We start from the raw sequence: 23010 nt of genomic DNA on the forward strand, positions 1-23010 counted from the left end.
GCGTGGAGGGTGACGTGATCGTCAACGCGCAGGAAGCGCTGGCGCAGAACCGGGCGGTGCGGCTGGACTACGGCGTCAGCAACAGCGAAGCGTGGCAGGTGGGATTGGCCTGCGGGGGCAGGATCTCCGTGCTGGTGCAGCCCGTGGACGCGCAGCACTTCAGCCCTGCCCTGCTGCATCAAATCCTGGACGAGCGACGGGCCAGACGCGGGGTGACGGTTCGCACCCGCCTCGACGATGGAGGCAGCGAAGCGGTTGCGGAAGCAGTTACTGGCGCGCAAGCCGGCGACGGGCTTTATATCAACAGCTACGACCCGCCGCTCAGGGTGGCGATCGTGGGCGCGGTTCATATCGCGCAGGCGCTGGTGCCGCTGGTCGAGGCGATGGGCTATGCGCCGTTCGTGATCGATCCGCGCGGGGCGTTTGCAAGCGGGCGCTTTCACGGACTTGACGTCTCCCCCCTGTGGCCGGACGAGGCGCTGCAGGCCTGGAAGCCGGATAGCCGCTCCGCCGTCATCACCCTGACGCACGACCCCAAGCTGGACGACCCGGCGCTCTCAACGGCGCTGGCATCACCCGCCTTCTATATTGCAGCGCTCGGCTCCCGGAAAACCCATGGGGCGCGGCTGGAGCGGCTGAAGGCGCAGGGCTTTGACGATGAACAGCTGGCCCGCATCCACGGCCCGGCCGGGCTTTCGATCGGCGCAAAGACACCGGCCGAGATTGCGGTTTCCATTGCCGCGCAGATGACGGCCGCGCTTCGCATGGGAGAGAGCTGATGCGGTTTGGCCCGGTTCCTCCCCGCCAGGCGGTGGGCGCGGTGCTGGCGCACAGCATCAGCGTCAGCGGCGCGCGGCTACGCAAGGGCACGGTGCTGACGGCAGAGGACTGCGCGCGGCTGGAGGCAGCCGGGCTGGCGGACATTGTAGTGGCGCAGCCGGATGCGAACGACCTGCCGGAGGATGAGGCCGCACGCCTGCTGGCCGAGCGGATGGCCGGAGGGCACGAACACCTGCGCATCGGCCGGGCAGCGACGGGCCGGTGCAACCTCTATGCAGACCGGGCCGGCGTTGTAACATTCGAGGCGGAGGCCGTTCACCGGCTCAACCTGCTGGACGAGGCGATCACGCTGGCGACCCTGCCGCCCGAGGCCCGGGTACAGGCGGGCGATGTGGTGGCCACGCTCAAGATCATTCCCTATGCGGTGCCGCGCGGCACGGTGGGAGCGGCGCTGGAGGCGGCCGGTGCGGTCAACCTACGGCTTGCGCCGTTCCGGGCGATGACTGTCGCGCTGATTCAGACCCGGCTGGCGGGACAGGCGGACGACCTCTTCGCAAAGACCGAGCGGGTGACAGCGGCGCGGCTGGCGCGCCTTGGCCTGAGCGTGAACCGCGCCGAGGTCATTCCGCACGATACGGCCCTGCTGGCAGATGCACTGGCGGCGGCGGGTGAGGACATGGTTCTGATCGTCGGAGCCTCGGCCATTGCCGACCGGCGCGACGTGATCCCGGCGGCGGTGACGGCGGCGGGTGGACAGGTGGAGCGACTGGGCATGCCGGTGGACCCTGGCAACCTGCTGTGTCTCGCCCGGCTGCAAGGCCGCCCGGTTATCGGCCTGCCGGGCTGCGCGCGATCTCCCAAGCACAACGGGCTCGACATGGTGCTGGAGCGGCTGGTGGCCGGACTGCCGGTGAACAGCGGCATCATCGCCCGCATGGGCGTGGGCGGCCTGATCGACGAGATTCCCGAGCGCCCGACCCCGCGCCTCAATACGGATGTTGCAGGAAAAGAGCGCGGGCCAGTCGGTGCGATCATTCTGGCGGCCGGGCAGTCTCGCCGCATGGGGCCGGTCAACAAGCTGCTGATCGAGGTGGACGGGCGAACGATCCTGGCACACGTGGCGCGCGCAGTGCGGGACGCAGGGCTACCGCCTCCGGTGGTCGTGACCGGCTGCGAGGCCGACCGGGTGCGTGACGCCCTGAAAGGCGAGCCGGTTCGCTTCGTGCACAACCCGGATTTCGCCGAGGGGCTGAGCACATCTCTCCGGGCCGGGATTGGTGCGGTGCCCGAGACCTGGGCAGGCGCGCTGGTCTGCCTTGGCGACATGCCGGAGGTAACGGCCGAGACGCTAAAGGCGCTGGCGGCGGCGTTCGAGCCCGGCCTGAAGGCTTCCATATGCGTGCCGGTGCACGGCGGGCGGCGCGGCAACCCGGTACTGTGGGGCCGCGAGCACTTCGCCCGACTGAAGGCCCTGAGCGGAGACGCGGGCGCAAAGCACCTGCTGGCAGAGCTTCAGGACCATGTGAGGCAAGTGGACATCTCCTCGCCCGGTGTGCTGCTGGATGTGGACACGCCCGAGGCGGCGCAGGCGCTGCTGGAGCGGCGGCCGATCACAAGCCTTCCACGATGATGGCGCGGTAATCCGCCCCGCGCAGGCGGTGCGGGAGGGCGTCCTGATACTCGGGGCTGTCATACCAGGCCCTTGCGGCGTCCAGGGTCTCGAACTTCAGGATCACGACGCCGTCCGGCGCACCCCCCTCCAGCGCCTCGATGCGGCCATAGACGGCAAGCGGCACCATGGTCTTGCCGAGTACGGGTGCATTCTCACGGTTTTTGCGGGCGTATTCGGCCATTTCCGCTTCATCACGAACCGGCTGCTCCCGCGTCAGGATCATATAGGCCGTCATGGTTCTCCCCCCTTGTTGACTTGTCCGCCGCAATTGTACGCCACGGAACTCGAAGGTGGGCAGGAACCATGGGGGGCCATGGCATCATCGCAGTCAGGATGGTGGTGACCGGCTCAGCCGCCCCGCTCCGCCCGGAGTTGCTCCAACTCCTCCTCGGAGGAGAGTCGGAGCAGCTTGCCGGACAGGTCAGGCGCGTGCCCGGCGCGCATCATGGCGGCGAAGGCCTTGCGTCGGCCGTCAGGATCATGGGGGGCCCCCTCTCCAAACGGACCCCAGCGGCGGCGGCGCAGGAAGGCGACGGCGGCCTCAAGCGCATCCATGTCAGACAGTGCCTCATCTGCCACACCCCGCTCGATGCCTGCACCGGCCAGCGCCTGCCGGATGCGGTTCGCGCCCATGCCGCGCCGGCTGAGTGCGCGGGTGCGCCCCTCCGCGAACAGGCCGTCATTCACCGCGCCGAGGCGGTCGACGAGTTCGAGAATTTGGGAAATGGCGGATTCCGGGCTTTGCGAGGCCATATCATCCGCATTTTCCTCCGGCTCAGCCGCGCCTTCCCACCCCTTTTCGCGGACCTTTCGGCGCAAGTAAGTGGCGAGCTTGTGGCGCGTCGTGGCGTAGCGGGAGACGTAATGCAGCGCCAAATCTTTCAAACGTGTTGCATTCAAAGGGGCTTGAGACATTTCGTGAGACACTTCATAGGAAAGACCACAGGGGTCAATCGCCTTGATCCTGCCACAGTCGGGCCGGATTTTGAACGCGACTGGCAGGCAAAAGTCCATGCTGAGTGACAGTGTTGTGACACCGCCCGCCGGATTGCGTTGGGCCGTGTCGATTTTAGAGAGACGGGAGCGCAGCGTTGCTGAATTCGACTTCGCAGCAACTCAATGCCGACATCGTGAACGTGGTGTCGGATCAATTGAACGGGCACCCGGCCGCGCCTGCGCGCACGGCCACGTTGGCACCAACGCCGACGGAAGACACCCTGCCCCGGCGCTTTGCGGACTTTGAAACCTTCACGGAGGCGCTGGACTATGCAGCCCAGGGCGTGCGCGGCTTCAATGTTTACACAGCGCGCGGCGACCTGAAGGAAGTGCTTCCGTATGCGGCCCTGCGCGAAGGCGCAGTCAGCCATGCACGCCGGTTGGTGAAACTGGGTGTTGAACGCGGCGACCGCGTGGCGCTGATCGCCGAGACCTCCTCGGCCTTCATGATCGCCTTCAGCGCGTGCGCCTATGCGACCGGCCTGCCGGTGCCGCTGCCGACCTCGTTCGGTGGCCGCGAAGGCTATGTGCAGCAGATCCGCAACCAGCTTTCCAGCAGCGAACCCAAGGTGGTGCTGGCCCCGCCGGGCCTCATCGACCTGATCCGCGAGGCCGCGGACGGCCTTGGCGCCGTGTTCGTGGGCGACTGGGACGATTTCGCCGCCCTGCCGGAAGCCGAAGGCGAACTGCCGAAGGCGCACCCGGACGATGTGGCGTACCTGCAGTATTCCTCGGGCAGCACCCGCTTCCCGCACGGCGTTGAGGTGACTCACCGCGCCATGCTGGCGAACTGCATGGGTCAGGCCTACCACGGCACCCGCGTGCAGCCGACCGACCGCTGCATTTCCTGGCTGCCGTTCTATCACGACATGGGTCTGGTGGGCTGCTTCCTCGCCACGCTGACCAGCCAGGTCTCGACCGACCTCATCCCGACGGACGAGTTCGTTCGCCGCCCGCTGACGTGGCTGAAGCTGATCTCGGAGAATGAAGGGACCACGATCTCTTACAGCCCGACGTTCGGCTACGATATCACTACGCGCCGTGCGCCGTCTGATGTTGCCGAGAAGTTCGACCTGTCGCGCTGGCGCGTGGCGGGCAACGGCGGTGACATGATCCGCCCGGACGTGATGCAGGCATTCATCGACGCCTTTGCCCCGGCCGGCTTCAAGGCCGGCGCGTTCATGCCGAGCTACGGCCTTGCCGAAGCCACGGTTGCCATCAGCTTCATGCCGGTGGGCCAAGGCATCGTGACCGATCTGGTGGATGAGCGCATGCTCTCGGGCGAAGGCGATGCGGCTCCGCGCGACACGCGCCAGCCGGTGCGCTACCGCGCCATCGTCAACTGCGGCAAGCCGCTGCCGGATCACGTCATCGAGATTCGCGACGAGGACGACAATGTTCTGGCGGAGCGCGCCATCGGCCGCGTCCTGGTAAAGGGCCCCTCCATCATGAAGGGCTACTTCCGCGATCCGGAAGCCACCGCCGCCTGCCTCAGCGAGGACGGCTGGCTCGACACCGGTGACATGGGCTACCTGCTGGACGGCTCGCTGTATATCATCGGCCGCGCCAAGGACATGATCATCATCAACGGCAAGAACCATTGGCCGCAGGACATCGAGTGGGCCGTGGAGCAGCTGCCGGGCTTCAAGAACGGCGACATCGCGGCCTTTGCCGTGACCGAGCCGAACGGTGAGGAACGCCCCGCCGTGCTGGTGCAGTGCCGCGTCTCCGACCCGGCCGAGCGCATCCGCCTGCGTGAGGAAATCCGCGCCAAGGTCCGCCAGATCACCGGCATGAACTGCATCGTTGAGCTGGTGCCGCCGCGCAGCCTGCCGCGTACCTCCTCGGGCAAGCTGAGCCGCTCCAAGGCGCGCCAGCTGTACCTCTCCGGCCAGATCGTCCCGCTCAGCGTCGCAGCTTGAGCGGGACCGGCCAGAGCCCGACCATGAACCGGCCCGTTGCCGTGAACGGCGACTCCAAGGTCGTTGCCGTGACCGGCGCGACCGGTTTCGTGGGCGCGCACCTGATCCGCCAGCTCAGCAAACAAGGCTGGGACGTGCGCGCGCTGACCCGCCGCCCTCAGAAGATACTGGACTCCGGCATCACCTGGGTGCCGGGCAGCCTTGAGGACGGCCGGTCCCTCGCCGAACTGATGCGCGGAGCCAGCGCCTGCATTCACGTGGCCGGAGCCATCAAGGGCCGCAACCGGGACGACTTCGCCCGCGCCAACATCGTCGGCACCGAGCAGGTGCTGGCCGCCTGCCGCAACGGTGGCGTGGAGCGGTACATTCATGTGTCATCGCTGGCCGCGCGGGAACCTGACCTCTCCGACTACGCCTGGAGCAAGCGCGAGGCGGAGGAAGCCGTGCGCGCCAACGCCGAGGGCGTCTGGGCCATGGTGCGCCCGCCCGCCGTCTACGGCCCCGGCGACCGGGAAACCCTCAGCCTGTTTCAGGCGACCAAGCTGGGTCTTGCGCCCCTGCCCAACGCACGAGCCCGCGCTTCCCTCATTCATGTGAACGACCTGAGCGCGGCGCTGATCGCCAGCCTTGAGGCGGACGAGGCCCTGCACGGCCACGTGGCCGAAGTGCATGACGGCCAGCCCGGCGGCTACCTGCTGGCGGACCTCTACAAGCGCATCGGCGCGACGCTGGGCAAGCGGGTGATGCTGGTGCCGGTGCCGGGCATTCTGCTGCGCGGCGCGGGTCAGGCCAATGCGGTGCTGGCCCCGTTCCTCGGCCGCGTCCCCATGGTGACGCCGGGCAAGGTGCGCGAGCTGCTGCACCCGGACTGGACCACGCAGGACGACACGTTGAACCGGCTGACAGGCTGGCAACCCGCCATCTCGGCGGAGGACGGACTGGCGAGCACAGCGCGCTGGTACAGGGCAGAAGGCTGGCTATAACGCCAAGTTGCCGCTATTGAGGCTGCCAATCCGCAGGAGATGCCCTGCCCATGCCCCGCTTTGACCATATTGTCGGAGCATTGGGGTGAGCAAGTCATACAATTAGGTCGTCGTTTATGCTGTCGCACCAAGAAATCTACGAAGTTCTCGTCCGTCTGATCGGCTCCTTCAACAAGAAGGGCATCGCCGTGACCCCGGATACGTCGTTCGCCAATGACCTGGAATTCGACTCGCTGACCGTGATGGACCTGGTGGCGGCGATTGAAGACGAATTCGACATCACCCTGCCGCTGAACATGCTGCCGGATCTGGAAACGGTGGGACATGTGGCCTCGGCGGTCGAGAAGATCCTGAAGGACCGCGCCAATGGCTGACCTGCTCGCCAAGTTTGATTCGCTGATCGCGGAGCGCGCCGCGCTGAACGCCACCGGCCTGCCGGACCCGTTCCGCGTGGTGATGGAAAAGGTGGTCTCCCCGACCGAGGCGATCATCAACGGCAAGCACACCATTCTGGTGGGCACTTACAACTACATGGGCCTGACCTTCCATCCGGAAGTCGTAAAGGCCGGTCAGGACGCGCTGGCCGAATTCGGTTCCGGCACCACCGGCAGCCGCGTGCTGAACGGCACCTACGCCGGTCACAAGGCGCTGGAGCAGACGCTGGCCGACTTCTACGGCACCCAGCACGCCATGGTGTTCTCCACCGGTTATCAGGCGAACCTGGGCATGTGCTCGACGCTCGTCGGCAAGGGCGACTACATCGTCATCGACGCCGACAGCCACGCCTCCATCTATGACGGCTGCATGCTCGGCAACGCCGATGTGGTGCGTTTCAAGCACAACTCGCCCGAAGACCTGGACAAGCGCCTGCGCCGCCTGCCCAAGGAAGCCGGCAAGCTGGTGGTGCTGGAAGGCGTCTATTCCATGCTGGGCGACATCGCCCGCATGAAGGAACTGGTCGCCGTCGCCAAGGCGCACGACGCCACGATCCTCGACGACGAGGCCCACTCCATGGGCTTCTTCGGCGAAAAGGGCCGCGGCGTGGTGGAAGCTGCAGGCGTTGAGGATCAGGTGGATTTCGTCGTCGGCACCTTCTCCAAGTCCGTCGGCACCATCGGTGGCTTCGTGGTCTCCAACCACCCGAAGTTCGACATCCTGCGCGTCGTCTGCCGCCCGTACGTGTTCACGGCCTCGCTGCCGCCGTCGGTCGTCGCCACTGCGCGCAAGGCCATCGAGCTCATCGCCGCGCAAGCCGACCGCCGCAAGCAGCTGATGGACAACAGCCGCGCCCTGCACACCGGCCTCAAGGAAGCAGGCTTCCAGCTCGGCACCAAGGAAGCGGAAAGCGCCATCATCGCCGTGATCTGCCCGGATCAGGACACCACCGTGAAGCTGTGGGCAACCCTCCTGGCAAACGGCGTCTATGTGAACATGGCACGCCCGCCCGCAACCCCGCACGGCCTCTACCTCATCCGTATGTCGCTCTGCGCCGAGCACAAGCCGGAACAGGTCAAGACCATCGTGGAGCGCTTCGCCGCCGCGGCCGGCGCTGCCGGCTACCCGCTGCACCAGGAATTCGTGAACGTGCCGCTGACGGCCGCGTAAACGGACCCTCTGGTTCTGGAACTGCTTGGGGCGGGGTCGAGAGACTCCGCCCTAAGTATTTGTGGCGGATGAAATTTTTATGATTTCCTTAGGAGGGTCTTAACCCTCCTGCACCTCCCCTTCGTTTCTCGGGCGCGGTCGTGTCATTCTCAACGAGCCGTAGTTCGGCAGAACGCTGGAAACGCATCCAGCAAAACGAATGGGGTGCAGGGGTCCGAGACCCCTGCAAACATAAAGCCTTACAGAGAAAACCCAGAAACCCTACCGGATCGCGCCCTTGCGCTTGAGGTCCCGGAACAGGAACAGGCCGCCGATGATGGGGTGGCGGCGGTGCCATGGCTTGATCTCGACGGTGACGCCGGAGTGGCGGGTGATCTTCCACGCGAGGTAGTCGATGCCGCCGGTGAAGGTGGCGGTGGCCTTGATGAGGCGGAGCGCGGAGAGCAGCTTGCCTTGCAGACTGCGCAGCGACCAGGCGACGCTGCCGATGAGGCGCTGGGTGCCGGTGGCGGTGGGAAGCTGCACTTGATCTCCCGCCACGGTGGCCGGGATGCCGGCGGCACGGAGCGCGGGCGCGGTGATGGCGAGGTAGTAGTCCGGCGCGAGGTCGAAGAGCTCCAGGCCCTTGCCCTTCTTCTCGGCGCGCAGTTCGGAGCCGTAGGTGAGCGCAAAGGCGGCAACCCAGAGATCGCGGATCGTAGAGCTGGCGGGCAGCATGGGTCGAGCGGCGCGCAGCAAGGTTGCCGGGGCCTGAGCGACGGCGTTGGCGACGGTTCGGATCAGGTCAGGCCGCCCTTCCCGCACCCAGACGAGCATGGATGGCTGAGCAAAGCGCGCCCACACCGAGACGTTGAAGCACGCCGGGCTGGCGAGCTGGCAGAAGTGCGCTGTACTGAGCACGGCGTACTTGGCGCGGTAGGTCACGCCCTCGATTGTCTCTTCCGCATAGAAGACGTTGGGCGGAATGAGGCGGTTGGCGATGGCAAGGCCGGTGCTGCCATAGGCGTGGCGGTAGCCGTCCACCAGCACGTAGAAATCGAGCAGCGTGCCGGAGAGGTCTCCGGTGCGCAGGGCCGAGCCGTAGAACAGCACGGCCTCGGCGGCCGCGCCGTAGCGCTGCGCCACACGCCCGGCGAAGGCGGAAACCACGGGATGCGCAGGCGTTGCCAGTTGCGCGGCGACGAGGTCCGTTAGCGCCTCCGACGGGAGATGTTCTTTTACGGCCGTGCCGGTCATTGCTCGTCTGCCAGCTGAATTGAGGTGCGCGCCGTGACGGATGCTATGCGCGTCCCTTGTAAATTATAGGGGATTCCAAGGGGGCTATAGCCCCCCCTGGCAGATATCCTTCTCTTACGCCGCCAGAGACAGGAACGGCTGCGGTGCGGTCTGGGTGAGGACGATCGGGCGGCCGGGGGCGGCCTTGTAGATCTCGCCATCCAGCAGCACGGCCGGATCGCGGCCTTCGATGCGGATTTCCGAGGAGCCGTCCAGATGCAGGCCGGGGGTGTCCTCGACCTTTTCCTTGCGCATCAGCAGCATGGAGACGGCCGTGCGCAGGATGCTCATGCGGTTCTGCTCCAGGCACATCAGCTTGAGCGCGCCGCCGGTGGCGGCTTCCTTCGGGCGGATGCCGAGTAGCAGCTTCTCCAGCGTCGTGACGAGGAGGACGAAGAAGCGCCCTTCATAGGTGCCGACGCCCTCCACCGTGACCTTGAGCGGCTCGGATCGCACCGGGGAAAAGGACGACTTGCCCCCGATGAGCACGCCGGTGAGGGTCGCGATGGCGGCCAGAACGTGGGAGATCTTGTTGGACAGGCCGAGCGGATAGATCTTGTTCCGGCAGAACAGCAGCGCGCTGAGCAGCCCTGCCCCGCCCAGGAACATGCCGAGCACGGGTCGGTTGCCGCGTCCGTCCGACAGGGCGATGAGGCGACGCTTCACCACGTGGGCGGAGACGTCTCCGCCCGCGATCTCGACGATGCGGTCCAGTGCCTTGAGCGGGTCGCCTTCCGCGCCGAGATCGGCGGCGATGAGGTTGGTCTTGCCGTTGGGCAGCACCGCGACCGGCGGCAGGTCGTCACCGAACGGGCGGGCGTGGTACAGCTCGGTCAGGGTGGCCTGAACGGTGCCGTCCCCGCCGTTGATGACCAGCACTACCGGCTTGCAGGACGCGATGACCTTCAGCGCCTCCGGGATCTCGTTGATGTCGCTCAGCTCGACGTGGAAGATATTCGGACGCGACGCAACGAATTCACGGACGCGAGGCAACAGGTCCTTGTTTCTGGTCGATAATGGATTGGTTAACAGTGCAACCAGTGACATGGACTACTCAGCCTCCCGAATCGGCTTCACACTGAGGCCGGAGACATAATTCAGAACAATTTTCATGACGCCGACCGAGGCCGGCGGCTTGAACGCCACCTGGCTGGCGGACGGCTTGGCCAGCTTGAGCTTGGGATTGTTGGACACGCCGAAGCCGTCGCTCCACAGGTCGGTCTTACCGTCAAGGTCGCGGTCATGGAGAATGGAGACGGCGTAGGTGGGATGCTTGCCCGGCAGCGGCACGCAGACGGTCAGGTCACCGCTGGCCGGAACGGGCACATCGAACTTCACCAAGTGTTTGCCGGATTTCAGGAAATCATCCTCTACCCCGCGGAACACCTTCACGCGCACCTGCCCCACATGATCCTTGAAACCGGTCACGGTCAGCAGCAGGGCCGGAGCGGACGCACCGGCCTCGCAGTTCGCGGCATACGGGCCTTGCATGCCAGACTGCGCCGGGGCGGCCTGCGCAACTGCTGCTGGTAGCACCAGCAAGGCCAGAGCGGAGACGAGCATCCTCAGGCTGCGATTTTTCATGTGACCTCTTCCCTTTGGCGGGCTATACCCAGCCCACAACTATTCTCTGTGAGGGTCGTTCGCGGCCAAAGTTTGACCAATCGGCGACAATACCGCGATGATCAACCGCCTTGACCGTTACATCTCGCGCCTGATCCTGGTTCCGCTCCTTGCGACCCTGGTGGTGTCAGCGCTGCTGCTGCTGCTCGACAAGATGTTGCGGCTGTTCACCTTCGTCATGGATGAAGGCGGGCCGGTGACGGTCGTCTGGCAGATGCTGGGCAACCTCATTCCGCAGTATCTGGCGCTCGGCATCCCTATCGGGCTGCTGCTGGGCACTACCCTCGCCTTCCGCAAGCTGGCGACGGGCAGCGAGATGGATGCCGTCATCTCCTCAGGCGTTTCGCACCTGCGGCTTCTGAGAATGCCGTTCCTCTACGCCACGCTGCTGGCCGTGGTGACGCTGTGGCTGGTGGGCTTCATCCAGCCGTACAGCCGCTATGCCTACGAAGGGTTGCGCTTCGAGCTGCGCTCGGGCGCGCTGGGGGCCAGCATCAAGGTGGGCGACTTTGCCCATCTGGGCAAGAAACTGACGCTGCGCATCGAGGAATCCCGCGAAGGCGGCCGGGTGCTTTCGGGCATTTTCGTGCATGCCGTGGACAAGCACAATGCCATCCTGACCGCTTCGGCCGCCCAGGGCACCTTCCTGGCGACGGACGATCCGAATATCGTGCTGTTCCGCCTGTTCAACGGCGAGCTGGTTCACCGCGACGCCAAGGGGAACACCCAGCGCATTCTCCAGTTCGACCAGCACGACCTGCCGGTGGACCTGCCGGAGTTCGAGGCGTTCCGCGCCCGGGGCAACGAGTATCTGGAGATGACGCTGCCGGAGCTGGTGATCACGCAGGGCAACACCACCATGACGCCCGAGGCGAAGCTGGAGGCCAACGCCAACTTCCACCGCCGGCTGGTGCAGGCGGCGGTGCTGTTCGTCATCCCGTTCCTGGCGATGGCCATGGCCATTCCGCCCAAGCGCAGCACATCCGCGATCGGCGTGTTCGCCGGAATCGTCATTCTGGTCGTTTACAACGAGATATCGGAATTTTGCGAGAAGATCAGCGGCGACGGTGTGGTTCATGCGGCCGTGGCCCAGTGGGTGCCTTACACGCTCTTCGCCCTTTACAGCGTCTGGCTGTTCCGGCAGGTGGCCTACAAGGTTGGAGAGCCGCCGATCGGACGCCTGATCCGCATCGGCGACAAGACGTCCAAACTGCTGAAGCGCCTGATTGCTCTCTTCCGCCGCCGGCGGAAACTCGCTCACTAACGGGCAGGATACATGCGGCTGTTCCCTTCACTCACCTTGACGCGTTACCTCGGGCAGATGTTCATCGTCCGGGTGCTGGCTTTCATGATCGGCCTCGTGATGATCCTGCAGACGCTGGATCTGCTGTCGGAATCGGACAAGATCCTGTCGGTTCAGGGCAACGGCTACCCCGCGCTGCTGCATTACGTGAGCCTGCGCCTGCCCCAGCTGATCTCGCAGTTCCTGCCGTTCTCGGTGCTGCTGGGCACGCTGGTGACGCTGGCGACGCTGAACCAGAACAGCGAAGTGGTGGTGATGCGGGCCTCGGGCATTTCGGCCCATCAGGTGCTGGCCCCGCTGCTGGGGGCGGCGGCGCTGATCGGCATCGCCCACTTCACCTTCAACGAGACGGTGGTGGTGCGGTCCACCGCCGAGCTTCAGGCGTGGGAGCGCGTGGACTATGCGCCGCGCTCTGAGGAAGAACTGCCCGAGGGACAGGACATATGGGTGGCGGACGGCGCGACCATCATCCACGCCCGGGAGGCCATTCAGAGCAAGGGGCAGCTGATCCTGCCCGACTTTGAACTCTACGAACGCCAGGAAGGCAACCGCCTGACCCAGATCACGACTGCCGAGCGCGCCGTGTACAGCGATGGCGCGTGGACGCTGCACGGCGTGCGCGTCTACGGCCCGAACGGCGCGCCGGCAACGACCCAGCCCACCATGGCGTGGAACACCAACGTGCAGACCGACCGCTTCATGGCCGTGTCGGTGGACCCGGCGACCGTTTCGTACAGCCGCCTGCGGCAGGCCATCAGGGACCTGGCCGAAAGCGGCCGTCCGGTCGAGAGCCTGGAGGCCTCGCTCTACCACAAGATCTCCGGCCCCTTCTCCTCGGTGCTGATGCCGCTGCTGGCGGCGGTGTGCGCCTTCGGCGTGGTGCGCTCGGGCAAACTGTTCGTGCGCATCGTCATTGGCATGGCGCTGGGGTTCAGCTACTTCGTGGCGGATAACTTCATGCTGGCCATGGGCCAGTTCGGCACCGTGCCGCCGTTCCTTGCCGCCTGGGCGGCGCCGCTGCTGTTCTTCTGCATCGGCGAGAGCGTTCTGTTCCGGACCGAGGAATGACCGCCCCCACCCTGCAAGACGAACCCGCGGACATCGAGCGAAAGCCCGTCACCGAGGGCGAGGTTGCGCGCGGCGCGGCGACGGCGCTGCTTGCCCGCTTCGGCGCGGTGATCGAACTCATCAGCCAGCCCGCCTACACCTGGCTGTTCTCGGTTGCGACCTACGGCGTCTACACCGTGCTGTGGGCGGCGGTGAACATCGTCTCCAACATCGTCGATCTGGCCATGACCAGCGTGCTGCAGCGCGTGGTGCCGCAGGCCCGGAACGAAGAGGAAGCCCACGCCGCGGTGAAGGTGGCCATACTGGTCATCCTCGCGACCACCGTGCCGCTGGCGGCGCTGGGGTCCATCGCTGCGCCATGGCTGGCGAAGGTGGTGAATGCCGCGCCCAAGGATCAGGAAACGCTGGCGCTGGCCATCGGCCTGTTCGCCTGGGCGCTGCCGCTGTGGACCTTCATGGAGGTGGCGGGATCAGCCATGCGGGCGCGGCGCGCCTTCGGGCCGGAGATCCGCCTCAAGGTATTCTACGAGCAGGCCAGCCGCCTCGTCTTTGCGTTCCTATGCTTCGGGCTTGGCCTGCAAAGCCTCGGGCTGGTGGTGGCTCACCTCGCCTCGCTGCTGTTCATCTCCGCCCTGTCCCTGCGCCTGCTCGGCAAATACTATGACCTGAAGCTGGTGCTGCGCGCCCGCGTGCCGACGGGCATGGTGCCGGACATGCTGACCTATGGCCTGGCGGTGCTGCCCGGCAACATCCTGAAGCGCTGCTATTCCGACCTGCCGCCCATTCTGCTCAACCTGCTGCTGCCCGGCGTGCAGGGCGCAACGGCGGCGGCGCTCTACGGCATCGCCCGCAAGGTGGCCAGCATCATGCAGATGGTGAAGCTGAGCTTCGGCTACGTGATGGCCCCGCTGGCCTCGGCCCAGAAGGCGGCCGTCGATGCCGCGTCCGTCGCCCCGCTCTATGGCTTCTCCACTCGTCTTGCCATGGCTGGGATCCTGCCGCTGATGGCGGCGGTCATCGGCCTGTCGCAGGAGATCCTGCTGCTGTTCGCGCCCGAGGCGCGGGCGGCGCTGGCACTGGTGGTCATCCTCTCGGTCGGCCGCACCGTCGAGGCGCTGCTCGGCCCCAGCTCCGCCATCATGGAAGTGATCGGCCAGCGGCGGCTGTTGCTGTGGAACAGCGGCATCGGCCTCGTCAGCTGGATCACGCTGGCGCTGGTGCTGACCCCGACGTTCGGCGCGGTGGGCATGGCGATCTCGGTGGCGGTCTCGCTGAACGTGGTGGCCCTGCTCTCCCTGCTGCAACTCCACTGGTCGCACCGGCTGCATCCGTTCCAGCCGCCGTTCTGGCGCACCTTCTTCGTCAGCGCGCTGGCGGCCCTGCTGGTGCTGACGAGCGAGGCGGCGGTGAGCCAGTGGTCGGAAGCTGCGGGCGCGGTGGTGGCGGTGGTCATGTTCGCGGCAAGCTTCTGGCTTTCCCTGCGGTTCGGCCTGTGCCAGCCGGACCGGGCCGCGCTCGGCCGCTTTGCCAAGTGGATGCGCATCAAGGTGTAGGACGCCTTGCGGCCATTCGTTGCAGGCCCAAAATCCGCCATAGTGATGGCCCATCGAGACTCGGAACGGCCTTTCAGGAGTTGCCCGCGTGCTGACCACTGCCACGACCATCGAGATCCGCCCGGTTGAGACCAAAGCCGATCTTGACGCTTTCGTCCGTCTGCCCTGGGCGCTCTACAGGAACGATCCGCAGTGGGTGCCGCCGCTCATCGGCGAGGTGAAGGGCCTGCTCTCGGAGAAGTCCAACCCCTACTTCGGCCACGCCAAGGCGCGCTACTGGCTGGCGCTGCGCGACGGCAAGCCGGTGGGCCGCATCTCCGCCCAGATCGATGAACTGGTGCAGCAGCACATGGGGCAAGGCATCGGCCAGTGGGGCATGTTCGAGTGCGAAGACGACCCCGAGATTGCCGCCAGACTGCTGGAGACCGCCGAAAGTTGGCTGAAGGCGGGCGGCATGACCGAGGCCATGGGCCCGTTCAGCCTCTCCATCTGGGACGAGCCGGGCCTGCTGGTTGACGGCTTCGAGCATCCGCCGCTGCTGATGACCCCGCACCACCTGCCCTACTACGCCGGGCTGGTGGAGGGTCAGGGCTACGCCAAGGTGAAGGACCTCTACGCCTACGACCTGGACATCACGACGGGCTTCCCGGAGCGGATCCAGCGCATCGTGGCGGCGGGCGACAAGAACCCGCGCATTCGCATCCGCAAGGCCGACCCGTCCCGCTTCGAGCAGGAAGTGCGGCTGGTGCTGGAAATCCTGAACGATGCCTGGTCCGACAACTGGGGCTACATCCCGCTGACCGAGGCCGAGATCGCCTACGCCGCCAAGAAGATGAAGCCGCTGGTGAAGCCGGATCTGGTGCGCATCTGCGAGTTCGAGGGCAAGCCCGCCGCCTTCATGCTGACCCTGCCGGACCTGAACGAGCTGCAGCGCGACCTTGACGGCCGCCTGTTCCCGTTCGGCTGGGCCAAGCTGCTGTGGCGGCTGCGCAAGCCGTTCACCCAGCGCGTTCGCGTACCGCTCATGGGCGTGCGCAAGGAATTGCAGGCCAGCCGCAACGGCGCGCTGATGGCGATGATGCTGATCGAGCACATTCGCCGCGATGCGGTGGGCGTGTTCTCCAACCGGGGCGAGCTTTCGTGGATTCTGGAGGACAATCTGCCGATGCGGAATATCCTCGAGAACATTGGCTGCTTCATTTACAAAACGTACCGCATCTACAGCAAGCCTCTGGTCTGACGCTGAAAATGGACGAAAACACCTCCCCGGCGGCCTCCGAGACGACGCCGCGCAAGACCGTTCGCCAGTCCCTGCGGGCCTACTTCCTGACCGGCATCGTCGTTGCCGCGCCGGTGCTGATCACGCTGTACCTGCTGACCACCGTCATCGGCGCGATCGATGAGCTGATCACCCCCCTGCTGCCGCCCGAGGTCGCCCGCATCGGCGTGCCGGGCGTCGGCGTGGTCGTGGTCGTCGTCGGCCTCACCCTGCTGGGCGCCGTCACCGCCAACGTCATCGGCACCTGGCTGCTGAGGATGTGGGAATACCTGCTCAACCACACGCCGGTGATCCGCGCCATCTACCGCCCGGTGAAGCAGGTGTTCGAGACGGTCATCGGCCCCGGCGGCATGTCCTTCCGCGAGGTGGTGCTGATTGAATACCCCGGCGCGGGCCGCTGGGTGACCGGCTTCGTCTCCGCCGTCGCGCCCAAGGACGTGGCCGACCACGTGCGCCGCGACCTTGGCTGCGACCAGTCTGACGAGGTGGTGAGCGTGTATGTGCCGACCGCCCCCAACCTCTATGCCGGGTTCGTGGTGTTCCAGCCCCGCAGCCGCCTGCGCACGCTCGACATGAGCGTGGAGGAAGGCGTGAAGCTGGTCGTCTCCTTCGGCATCGCCGGGCAAGGCGACAAGGCGAAGGCCAAGGGGATCAAGTAGGGTTTTCTCGTGGGGGTCTGTGACCCCCACACCCCCTTGCGTTTTATCGGGCCGCACCCGGTCTTGCCGGTGAGCCGACAGGCTGACGGGTGGTATCGTTAAAAACCTATTGACATTGCAAAACCCCTGTGAGACAAGGGATGAGCCTTGGCAGTGTAGTGCCTGAGGCGGTTGGTCTCGCGTCCCTGTTCCAGTGCGTTGTTTGCAAACCGATGCAGGATGGGGGCGAGGATGAAGAGCTTTCTGATTTACATGATTGCGCTGGTGCTGGGCGTGCTTGCCCAGCCCGCGCTTGCATCCCTCGCCGCCAGTCTTTTAACCGGACCGCAGCAGCCCGGCGGCAACGTCGCGCTCCATGAGATAGAGCAGCGTGCGGGCAGCCTCGCCTCGGGGCGATGTGAGCGCGGGGTCCTTCATGGAGAGAACGCGGGCGTCATCCCTTGCGACTTCCAGCAGATCACCGTGGATCATGGGATCGGCGAGCTTGAAGTCCGGGAAGCCGGACTGGCGGGACCCCAGGATTTCACCCGCGCCGCGCAGGCGCAGGTCCTCCTCGGCGATGCGGAAGCCGTCATCGGTTTCGCGCATCATGGCGAGGCGGGCGCGTGCGGTCTCGCCCACGTTGGTGCCGCGCAGCAAGAGGCAGGTGGACTTGCCGGAGCCGCGACCGACGCGGCCGCGCAGCTGGTGCAGCTGGGCAAGGCCGAAGCGCTCGGCCTGCTCGATGATGATGAGGGTGGCGTTGGGCACGTCGACACCGACTTCGATGACGGTGGTGGCAACGAGCACCTTGATCTCGCCGGACTGGAAGGCCGCCATGACGGCATCCTTCTCCGCGCCCTTCATCTTGCCGTGGACGAGGCCGATGGCGGAGCCGAAGCGCTGCTGCAGGTCGGCCGCCCTCGCCTCGGCGGCGGCAAGGTCCACCTTCTCCGATTCTTCCACCAGCGGGCAGACCCAGTAAGCCTGCGCGCCGGTCGAGATGGCGCGGGCAAGACCGGCGTACACGTCCTCCAGACGGTCGAGCGAGATGACGCGGGTGTCGATGGGCTGGCGTCCGGGCGGGCGCTCGTCCAGCTTGGACACATCCATCTCGCCGTAGAGCGTGAGGGTGAGCGTGCGCGGGATCGGCGTTGCGGTCATGGCGAGCAGGTGCGCCGGAACCGGGGCCTTCTGGGTGAGCATGAGGCGCTGGTGGACGCCGAAGCGGTGCTGCTCGTCGATCACCGTGAAGCGCAGGTTGTGGTAGTGCACGTCTTCCTGAAAGATGGCGTGGGTGCCGACGAGAATGTCGATCTCGCCCGCGGCCAGCTTTTCGAGGAGCGCCGCGCGGCCCTTCCCCTTCTCCCGCCCGGTCAGGAGGGCGATGCGCACGGGCACGTCCCCGATCAGCTTGGTCAGCGTGGCGAAGTGCTGGCGGGCCAGGATTTCGGTGGGCGCGAGCAAGGCGGACTGCGCCCCGCATTCGGCGGCGTCCAGCATGGCGATGAGCGCGACGAGCGTCTTGCCCGAGCCGACATCGCCCTGAAGCAGGCGCAGCATGGGCTCGGGGCTGGCCAGATCGCGGCGCACGTCCTCGAACGCGCGGGCCTGCGCGCCGGTCGGCTGGAACGGGAGCTGGGCCAGCACCTGGCTGACGAGACGGCCATCGCCCACGAGGGGTTCGGTCCGGCGCTTGCGGGTGCGGCCGCGCAGCAGGGCAAGGGCCAGCTGGTTGGCGAACATCTCATCGTACGCCAGCCGCTCGCGCCCCTCATAGGTGCCCTCGCCCGCGTGGATTTCGGTGAGCGCGTCCCGCCAGGCGGGCCAGCTGCGGCGCTGGGCCAGCTCGGGGTCGATCCACTCCGGCAGGACGGGCGTCTTCTCCAGCGCGGCCTGCACGCAGGTGCGCATGCGCTTGTTGGTGACGCCCTCGGTCAGGCCATAGACGGGCTCGCGCGCCGGGATCTGGGCGAACTGGTCGGCCTCCACGATGTAATCCGGGTGGACCATCTGCATCATGGCCCCGAACCGCTCCAGCTTGCCGGAGACCAGCCGCTCGCTTCCCACGGGCAGACGCTTGGACAACGTGTTGCCGTAAGTGGAGAAGAACACGAGCGTAAGCGTTTCTCCCTCTGAATCATGACAAAGAACACGCACAGGGCTGCGCGGCCCACCCTGAACATGATCGGCCACGGTCACGGCAACGGTGCCGGTGGTGCCCTCGCGCGCATACCGCAGGCTCGGCCACAGCGGCCGTTCCACAACGTCAACAGGCAGGTGGAAGATCAGATCGACCACCCTGTCCAGCTTGATGCGGTTCAGTTGCTTCGCCAGCGCGGCTCCAACGCCTTTGAGCGTGGTGGCTGGGGCAAAGAGAGGAAAAAGACTATCCGGGCGCATTGTCTCAGGCTTCAAACTCGGCACACCTTAGCCTAAGGTGCGCCCCCGCTCTATACACAGGATGACAGAACATGACTTCGGATCTTGAAGCCCGCAAACGCCGGCTGCTCTTCCGCGCCAATCACCGGGGGACCAAGGAAGCCGATATCATGATCGGCAGCTTCGTGCAGGCCAATCTTGCCTCCATGTCGCTGGAGGACGTGATGTGGTTCGAGCGTTTCCTGGAAGAGAACGACGTGGACATCATGGCTTGGATGATCGGCCGCCAGCCGCCGCCGGCCCAGTATGAAGGCCCGATCATGGATGCCATGCGCCGCCTTGATTACATGCCGGTAAACAATTGAGCGCCCCGGCCCAGTGATCGACCCGAACCAGATCGTCGAAGCCCCGGCCAGCCTGACGCTGGCCGGAAGTGTTGAAGGCTTCGTGCCCTGGCTGCTGGCGGACCTCGCCCGGGCGGCCGGGACCTCCGCGCGGGTGGTGTACATCGCCCGCGACGACCAGGCGGCCCACCAGATTGCGGACACGGCGCCCTACTTCGCGCCGGAGCTGGAGGTCATCTACCTTCCAGCGTGGGACTGCCTGCCGTACGACCGCGCGTCTCCGGCCACCCGCGTGGTGGCGGACCGGCTGGCGGCGCTGGCCCGGATTGCGGGCAAGCGCAGCGACAAGCCGCAGCTGCTGGTAACGACGGTCAACGCCGCCATCCAGAAGACGCTGAAGCCGGAGCGCATCCGGAAGCTGGTGCGCAGGATCGCGGTGGGCGACGCCTTCAGCCGGGAAAGCCTGACCTCCCTCCTGATGGCCGCGGGCTACGTGCGCGCGGACACGGTCGTTGAGGCGGGCGAGTTCGCCGTGCGCGGCGGCATCGTTGACGTGTACCCGGCGGGCATGGACCTGCCGGTGCGTCTCGATTTCTTCGGCGACGAGATTGATTCCATTCGCCGATTCGAACCGGCCGACCAGCGGACGGTGGAGCGGATCGAGACGTTCACCCTGATGCCGGTGAACGAGGTGCTGCTGGACGAGGACTCCGTCCGCCGCTTCCGCCAGCGCTATGTGGAAGCCTTCGGCGCGGTGCTGGGCCATGACCCGCTTTACGCCGCCGTCTCCGAGCAGCGCCGCCTCACCGGCATGGAGCACTGGCTGCCCCTGTTCGAGGAAGAGCTGGCGACGCTGTTCGAATACCTCGGCCAGAAGGATGTGATCGTTCTGGACGCTCTGGCGGATTCGGCCGCCAAGACGCGCTTCGAGGCGATCAACGACTACTACGATGCCCGCCGCACCGCCCTGCTGGCGGACAAGGGCAGCTATCATCCGCTGAAGCCCGACCAGCTGTACCTGACGCTGGAGCGCTGGCACGAGACGCTGGCCGAGGTGCGCGCCCATGGGGTGACGCCGTTCGACCAGCCGCCCTCGCCCACTGTTGCCAGCTTCGACACCCATGCGGCGCACGACTTCGCGCCCGAGCGGCAGAACAACCCGGGCGGCGTGTTCAAGGCCGTGGGCGCGCACCTGGAGCAGCTTCGCAAGAGCGGCAAGAAGGTGATTCTGGCCAGCTATACCGAGGGCTCGCGCGAGCGGCTCGAGGGGCTGCTGACCGACCATGGCGTCAAGCCGCTGATCTATGCGGACAGCTGGCAGGAAGCGCTGGGCGCGGGCACGAAGGGCGTCTCGCTCATCGTGCTGGGGTTGGACCACGGCTTCTCCACGCAAGACGTGGCGGTGCTGACCGAGCAGGACATCCTCGGCGACCGGCTGGTGCGCAAGCGCCGCCGCAGCCGCAAGGCCGACAACTTCCTCACGGAAGTGACCGCGCTCAACACCGGCGACCTGGTGGTGCACACCGAGCACGGCATCGGCCGCTACGAGGGACTGGCCACCATCGAGGTGGGCGACGCGCCGCACGACTGCGTGCTGCTGATCTATGCGGACGGCGACAAGCTGTACGTGCCGGTGGAGAACATCGAGGTTCTGACCCGCTACGGCTCCGACAGCGAGGGCGTGACGCTCGACAAGCTGGGCGGCGCGGCCTGGCAGGCGCGCAAGGCCAAGTTCAAGGAGCGCATCCGCGAGATTGCGGGCGAGCTGCTGAAGGTGGCCGCCGAGCGCCTGCTGCGCAAGGCGGACGTGATCGAGACCGAATCCGGCAGCTGGGCCGAGTTCTGCGCCCGCTTCCCCTATGTGGAGACGGAAGACCAGGTCAAGGCGGTGAACGACGTGCTGGAGGACCTGTCCTCCGGCAAGCCGATGGACCGGCTGGTGTGCGGCGACGTGGGCTTCGGCAAGACCGAAGTGGCGCTGCGCGCGGCGTTTGCTGCCGCCATGGCAGGCAATCAGGTGGCGATCATCGCGCCGACGACCCTTCTGGCGCGCCAGCACGCCGCCACCTTCGAGGCGCGGTTCAACGGCTTTCCGCTCAAGATCGGCAAGCTGTTCCGCCTCGTCAGCCAGAAGGAGCAGACCGCCACCAAGCAGGGACTGGCGGACGGCACGGTCGATATCGTGATCGGCACCCACGCGCTGCTGGGCAAGGGCATCACCTTCAAGCGGCTGGGCCTCGTGATCGTGGACGAGGAGCAGCACTTCGGCGTGACCCACAAGGAAAAGCTGAAGCAGCTGCGCGCCGACGTGCACGTGCTGACGCTGACCGCAACGCCCATTCCGCGCACGCTGCAGATGGCGATGACGGGCCTGCGCGAGTTGTCGCTCATCGCGACGCCGCCGGTCGACCGTCTGGCGGTGCGCACCTACGTGGCCCCATGGGACGACGTGGTGATCCGCGAGGCGTTGCTGCGCGAGCACTATCGCGGCGGCCAGAGCTTCATCGTGGTGCCGCGCATCTCTGACCTGCAGGAGATCGAGACCTTCCTGCGCGAGTCCGTGCCGGAGGTGAAGTTCATCACCGCCCACGGCCAGATGGCGGCCGGCGACATCGAGGAGCGGATGACCGCCTTCTATGACCGCCAGTATGACGTGCTGCTCTCCACCACCATCGTGGAGTCCGGCCTCGACATTCCGAGCGCCAACACCATGATCCTCTACCGGGCGGACATGTTCGGCCTCGCCCAGCTCTACCAGCTGCGCGGGCGCGTCGGCCGCTCCAAGGTGCGCGCCTATGCGTACATGACGACCGACCCCAAGACGCCCCTCACCCCGACCGCAGAGAAGCGGCTGCAGGTGCTCTCCAGCCTGGAAGGGCTCGGCGCGGGCTTCCAGCTGGCCAGCCACGACCTCGACATCCGTGGCGCGGGCAACCTGCTGGGCGACGAGCAGTCCGGCCACATCCGCGAGATCGGCTTCGAGCTGTATCAGCAGATGCTGGAAGAGGCGATCACCGCCGCGCAGGCCCGGGCCTCGGGCGTGCGGGAGGATCAGATCGAGCAGGAGGAGTTCTCGCCGCAGATTACCGTTGGCGCGAGCATCATGATCCCGGAGCATTACGTGCCGGACCTGACCGTGCGCATGGGCCTCTACCGGCGCATCGGCGAGCTGACGACGCGCACCGAGATCGACTCCTTCGCCGCCGAGATGATCGACCGCTTCGGCAAGATGCCGCGCGAGTTCAAGAACCTTCTCTATGTGGTTGAAACCAAGGCCTATTGCCGGATCGCGGGCATTGCAAAGCTAGATGCGGGACCGCGCGGTGCGATCGTCACCTTCCGCAACGACCAATTCGCCAACCCGGCAGGCCTTGTGGCCTACCTCACCAAGCTGAAGGGCACGGCAAAGCTCCGGCCCGACCACAAGCTGGTGGTGGCCCGGCCGTGGTCAGAGGAGAAGGACCGCCTCTCGGGCGCGCTGTCCCTCTCCAAGGGGCTGGCCAAGGTGGCGCGTCAGGCGACCGCCGCCGCCTGAGCCGGCTGTTCCAGTTCGATGCTGACCGAGGGGGAGCTTCTGCTCCCCCTTC

General features: G+C 66.3%; 19 protein-coding genes. 13 read left to right on the forward strand and 6 right to left on the reverse strand.

Features of this window, described 5'->3' with window-relative positions; all coding sequences use genetic code 11:
* On the forward strand, positions 1-779 hold a 779-nt coding region (locus tag VIG90_RS14335; protein WP_331594202.1), incomplete at its 5' end, for an XdhC family protein.
* Positions 779-2410: a molybdopterin-binding/glycosyltransferase family 2 protein gene (locus VIG90_RS14340; RefSeq protein ID WP_331594203.1), complete on the forward strand. Its 1632-nt coding sequence runs from the start codon at positions 779-781 to the stop codon at positions 2408-2410. The genes VIG90_RS14335 and VIG90_RS14340, both read left to right, overlap by 1 nt.
* Here the strand turns inward: VIG90_RS14340 and VIG90_RS14345 are convergent.
* Entirely contained in the window at positions 2391-2687 is a 297-nt protein-coding gene (locus tag VIG90_RS14345; RefSeq protein WP_331594204.1) for a DUF1330 domain-containing protein, read from the reverse strand. The two genes, VIG90_RS14340 and VIG90_RS14345, sit on opposite strands and share 20 nt — an antisense overlap.
* Positions 2688-2800: 113 nt before the next feature.
* The gene (locus VIG90_RS14350; RefSeq protein ID WP_331594205.1) at positions 2801-3337 is read right to left on the reverse strand and encodes a regulatory protein RecX; all 537 of its coding nucleotides are present in this window, start codon (positions 3335-3337) and stop codon (positions 2801-2803) included.
* Between the two features lie 266 nt (positions 3338-3603).
* Between VIG90_RS14350 and VIG90_RS14355 the strand changes: the two genes are divergently transcribed.
* From VIG90_RS14355 to spt, 4 genes are all read left to right on the forward strand, one after another.
* Positions 3604-5370 carry a fatty acyl-AMP ligase gene (locus tag VIG90_RS14355; protein ID WP_331594225.1) on the forward strand — a complete coding sequence of 589 codons (1767 nt, stop codon included), beginning with the start codon at positions 3604-3606 and terminating at the stop codon, positions 5368-5370.
* Between the two features lie 23 nt (positions 5371-5393).
* Positions 5394-6353 (forward strand): NAD-dependent epimerase/dehydratase family protein, encoded by a 960-nt coding sequence (locus VIG90_RS14360; protein ID WP_331594206.1) that lies wholly within the window; start codon positions 5394-5396, stop codon positions 6351-6353.
* Positions 6354-6469: 116 nt separating this feature from the next.
* Positions 6470-6727, forward strand: coding sequence for an acyl carrier protein (locus VIG90_RS14365; protein WP_331594207.1), 258 nt, complete (start codon positions 6470-6472; stop codon positions 6725-6727).
* On the forward strand, positions 6720-7958 hold the full coding sequence (spt, locus tag VIG90_RS14370) for a serine palmitoyltransferase (protein WP_331594208.1): 1239 nt from the start codon (positions 6720-6722) through the stop codon (positions 7956-7958). The genes VIG90_RS14365 and spt overlap by 8 nt, the downstream gene beginning before the upstream one ends.
* A gap of 261 nt (positions 7959-8219) precedes the next feature.
* On the opposite strand, the gene VIG90_RS14375 is transcribed toward spt, so the two are convergent.
* The 3 genes from VIG90_RS14375 to VIG90_RS14385 form a co-directional block, all read right to left on the reverse strand.
* On the reverse strand, positions 8220-9194 hold the full coding sequence (locus VIG90_RS14375) for a hypothetical protein (RefSeq protein ID WP_331594209.1): 975 nt from the start codon (positions 9192-9194) through the stop codon (positions 8220-8222).
* A 114-nt stretch (positions 9195-9308) separates the two neighbouring features.
* Positions 9309-10280, reverse strand: coding sequence for a diacylglycerol/lipid kinase family protein (locus VIG90_RS14380; RefSeq protein ID WP_331594210.1), 972 nt, complete (start codon positions 10278-10280; stop codon positions 9309-9311).
* Positions 10281-10283: 3 nt separating this feature from the next.
* Entirely contained in the window at positions 10284-10817 is a 534-nt protein-coding gene (locus tag VIG90_RS14385) for a DUF2141 domain-containing protein (RefSeq protein ID WP_331594211.1), read from the reverse strand.
* Between the two features lie 97 nt (positions 10818-10914).
* On the opposite strand from VIG90_RS14385, the gene VIG90_RS14390 reads away from it, so the two are divergent.
* From VIG90_RS14390 to VIG90_RS14410, 5 genes are all read left to right on the forward strand, one after another.
* On the forward strand, positions 10915-12120 hold the full coding sequence (locus tag VIG90_RS14390) for an LptF/LptG family permease (RefSeq protein ID WP_331594212.1): 1206 nt from the start codon (positions 10915-10917) through the stop codon (positions 12118-12120).
* Positions 12121-12132: 12 nt separating this feature from the next.
* Entirely contained in the window at positions 12133-13227 is a 1095-nt protein-coding gene (gene lptG / locus VIG90_RS14395; RefSeq protein WP_331594213.1) for an LPS export ABC transporter permease LptG, read from the forward strand.
* Entirely contained in the window at positions 13224-14780 is a 1557-nt protein-coding gene (locus VIG90_RS14400; RefSeq protein WP_331594214.1) for a lipopolysaccharide biosynthesis protein, read from the forward strand. Before lptG ends, VIG90_RS14400 begins: the two co-directional genes overlap by 4 nt.
* An 88-nt stretch (positions 14781-14868) precedes the next feature.
* Positions 14869-16020 carry an N-acetyltransferase gene (locus VIG90_RS14405; RefSeq protein ID WP_331594215.1) on the forward strand — a complete coding sequence of 384 codons (1152 nt, stop codon included), beginning with the start codon at positions 14869-14871 and terminating at the stop codon, positions 16018-16020.
* Positions 16021-16028: 8 nt separating this feature from the next.
* A complete protein-coding gene (locus tag VIG90_RS14410) occupies positions 16029-16718 on the forward strand; it encodes a DUF502 domain-containing protein (protein WP_331594216.1) in 690 nt (229 codons plus the stop codon).
* A gap of 315 nt (positions 16719-17033) precedes the next feature.
* On the opposite strand, the gene recG is transcribed toward VIG90_RS14410, so the two are convergent.
* Positions 17034-19100: an ATP-dependent DNA helicase RecG gene (recG, locus tag VIG90_RS14415; protein WP_331594226.1), complete on the reverse strand. Its 2067-nt coding sequence runs from the start codon at positions 19098-19100 to the stop codon at positions 17034-17036.
* Between the two features lie 71 nt (positions 19101-19171).
* Here recG and VIG90_RS14420 point away from each other — a divergent pair, with 71 nt between their 5' ends.
* Together VIG90_RS14420 and mfd are read left to right on the forward strand one after the other, a co-directional pair.
* Positions 19172-19444, forward strand: coding sequence for a succinate dehydrogenase assembly factor 2 (locus VIG90_RS14420; RefSeq protein ID WP_331594217.1), 273 nt, complete (start codon positions 19172-19174; stop codon positions 19442-19444).
* Between the two features lie 13 nt (positions 19445-19457).
* Positions 19458-22958, forward strand: a complete 3501-nt coding sequence (gene mfd, locus VIG90_RS14425) for a transcription-repair coupling factor (protein ID WP_331594218.1) — start codon at positions 19458-19460, stop codon at positions 22956-22958.
* Positions 22959-23010 lie beyond the last annotated feature (52 nt).

The organism is Pedomonas sp. (assembly GCF_036515995.1).
Taxonomy (GTDB): Bacteria; Pseudomonadota; Alphaproteobacteria; order Sphingomonadales; family Sphingomonadaceae; genus Pedomonas.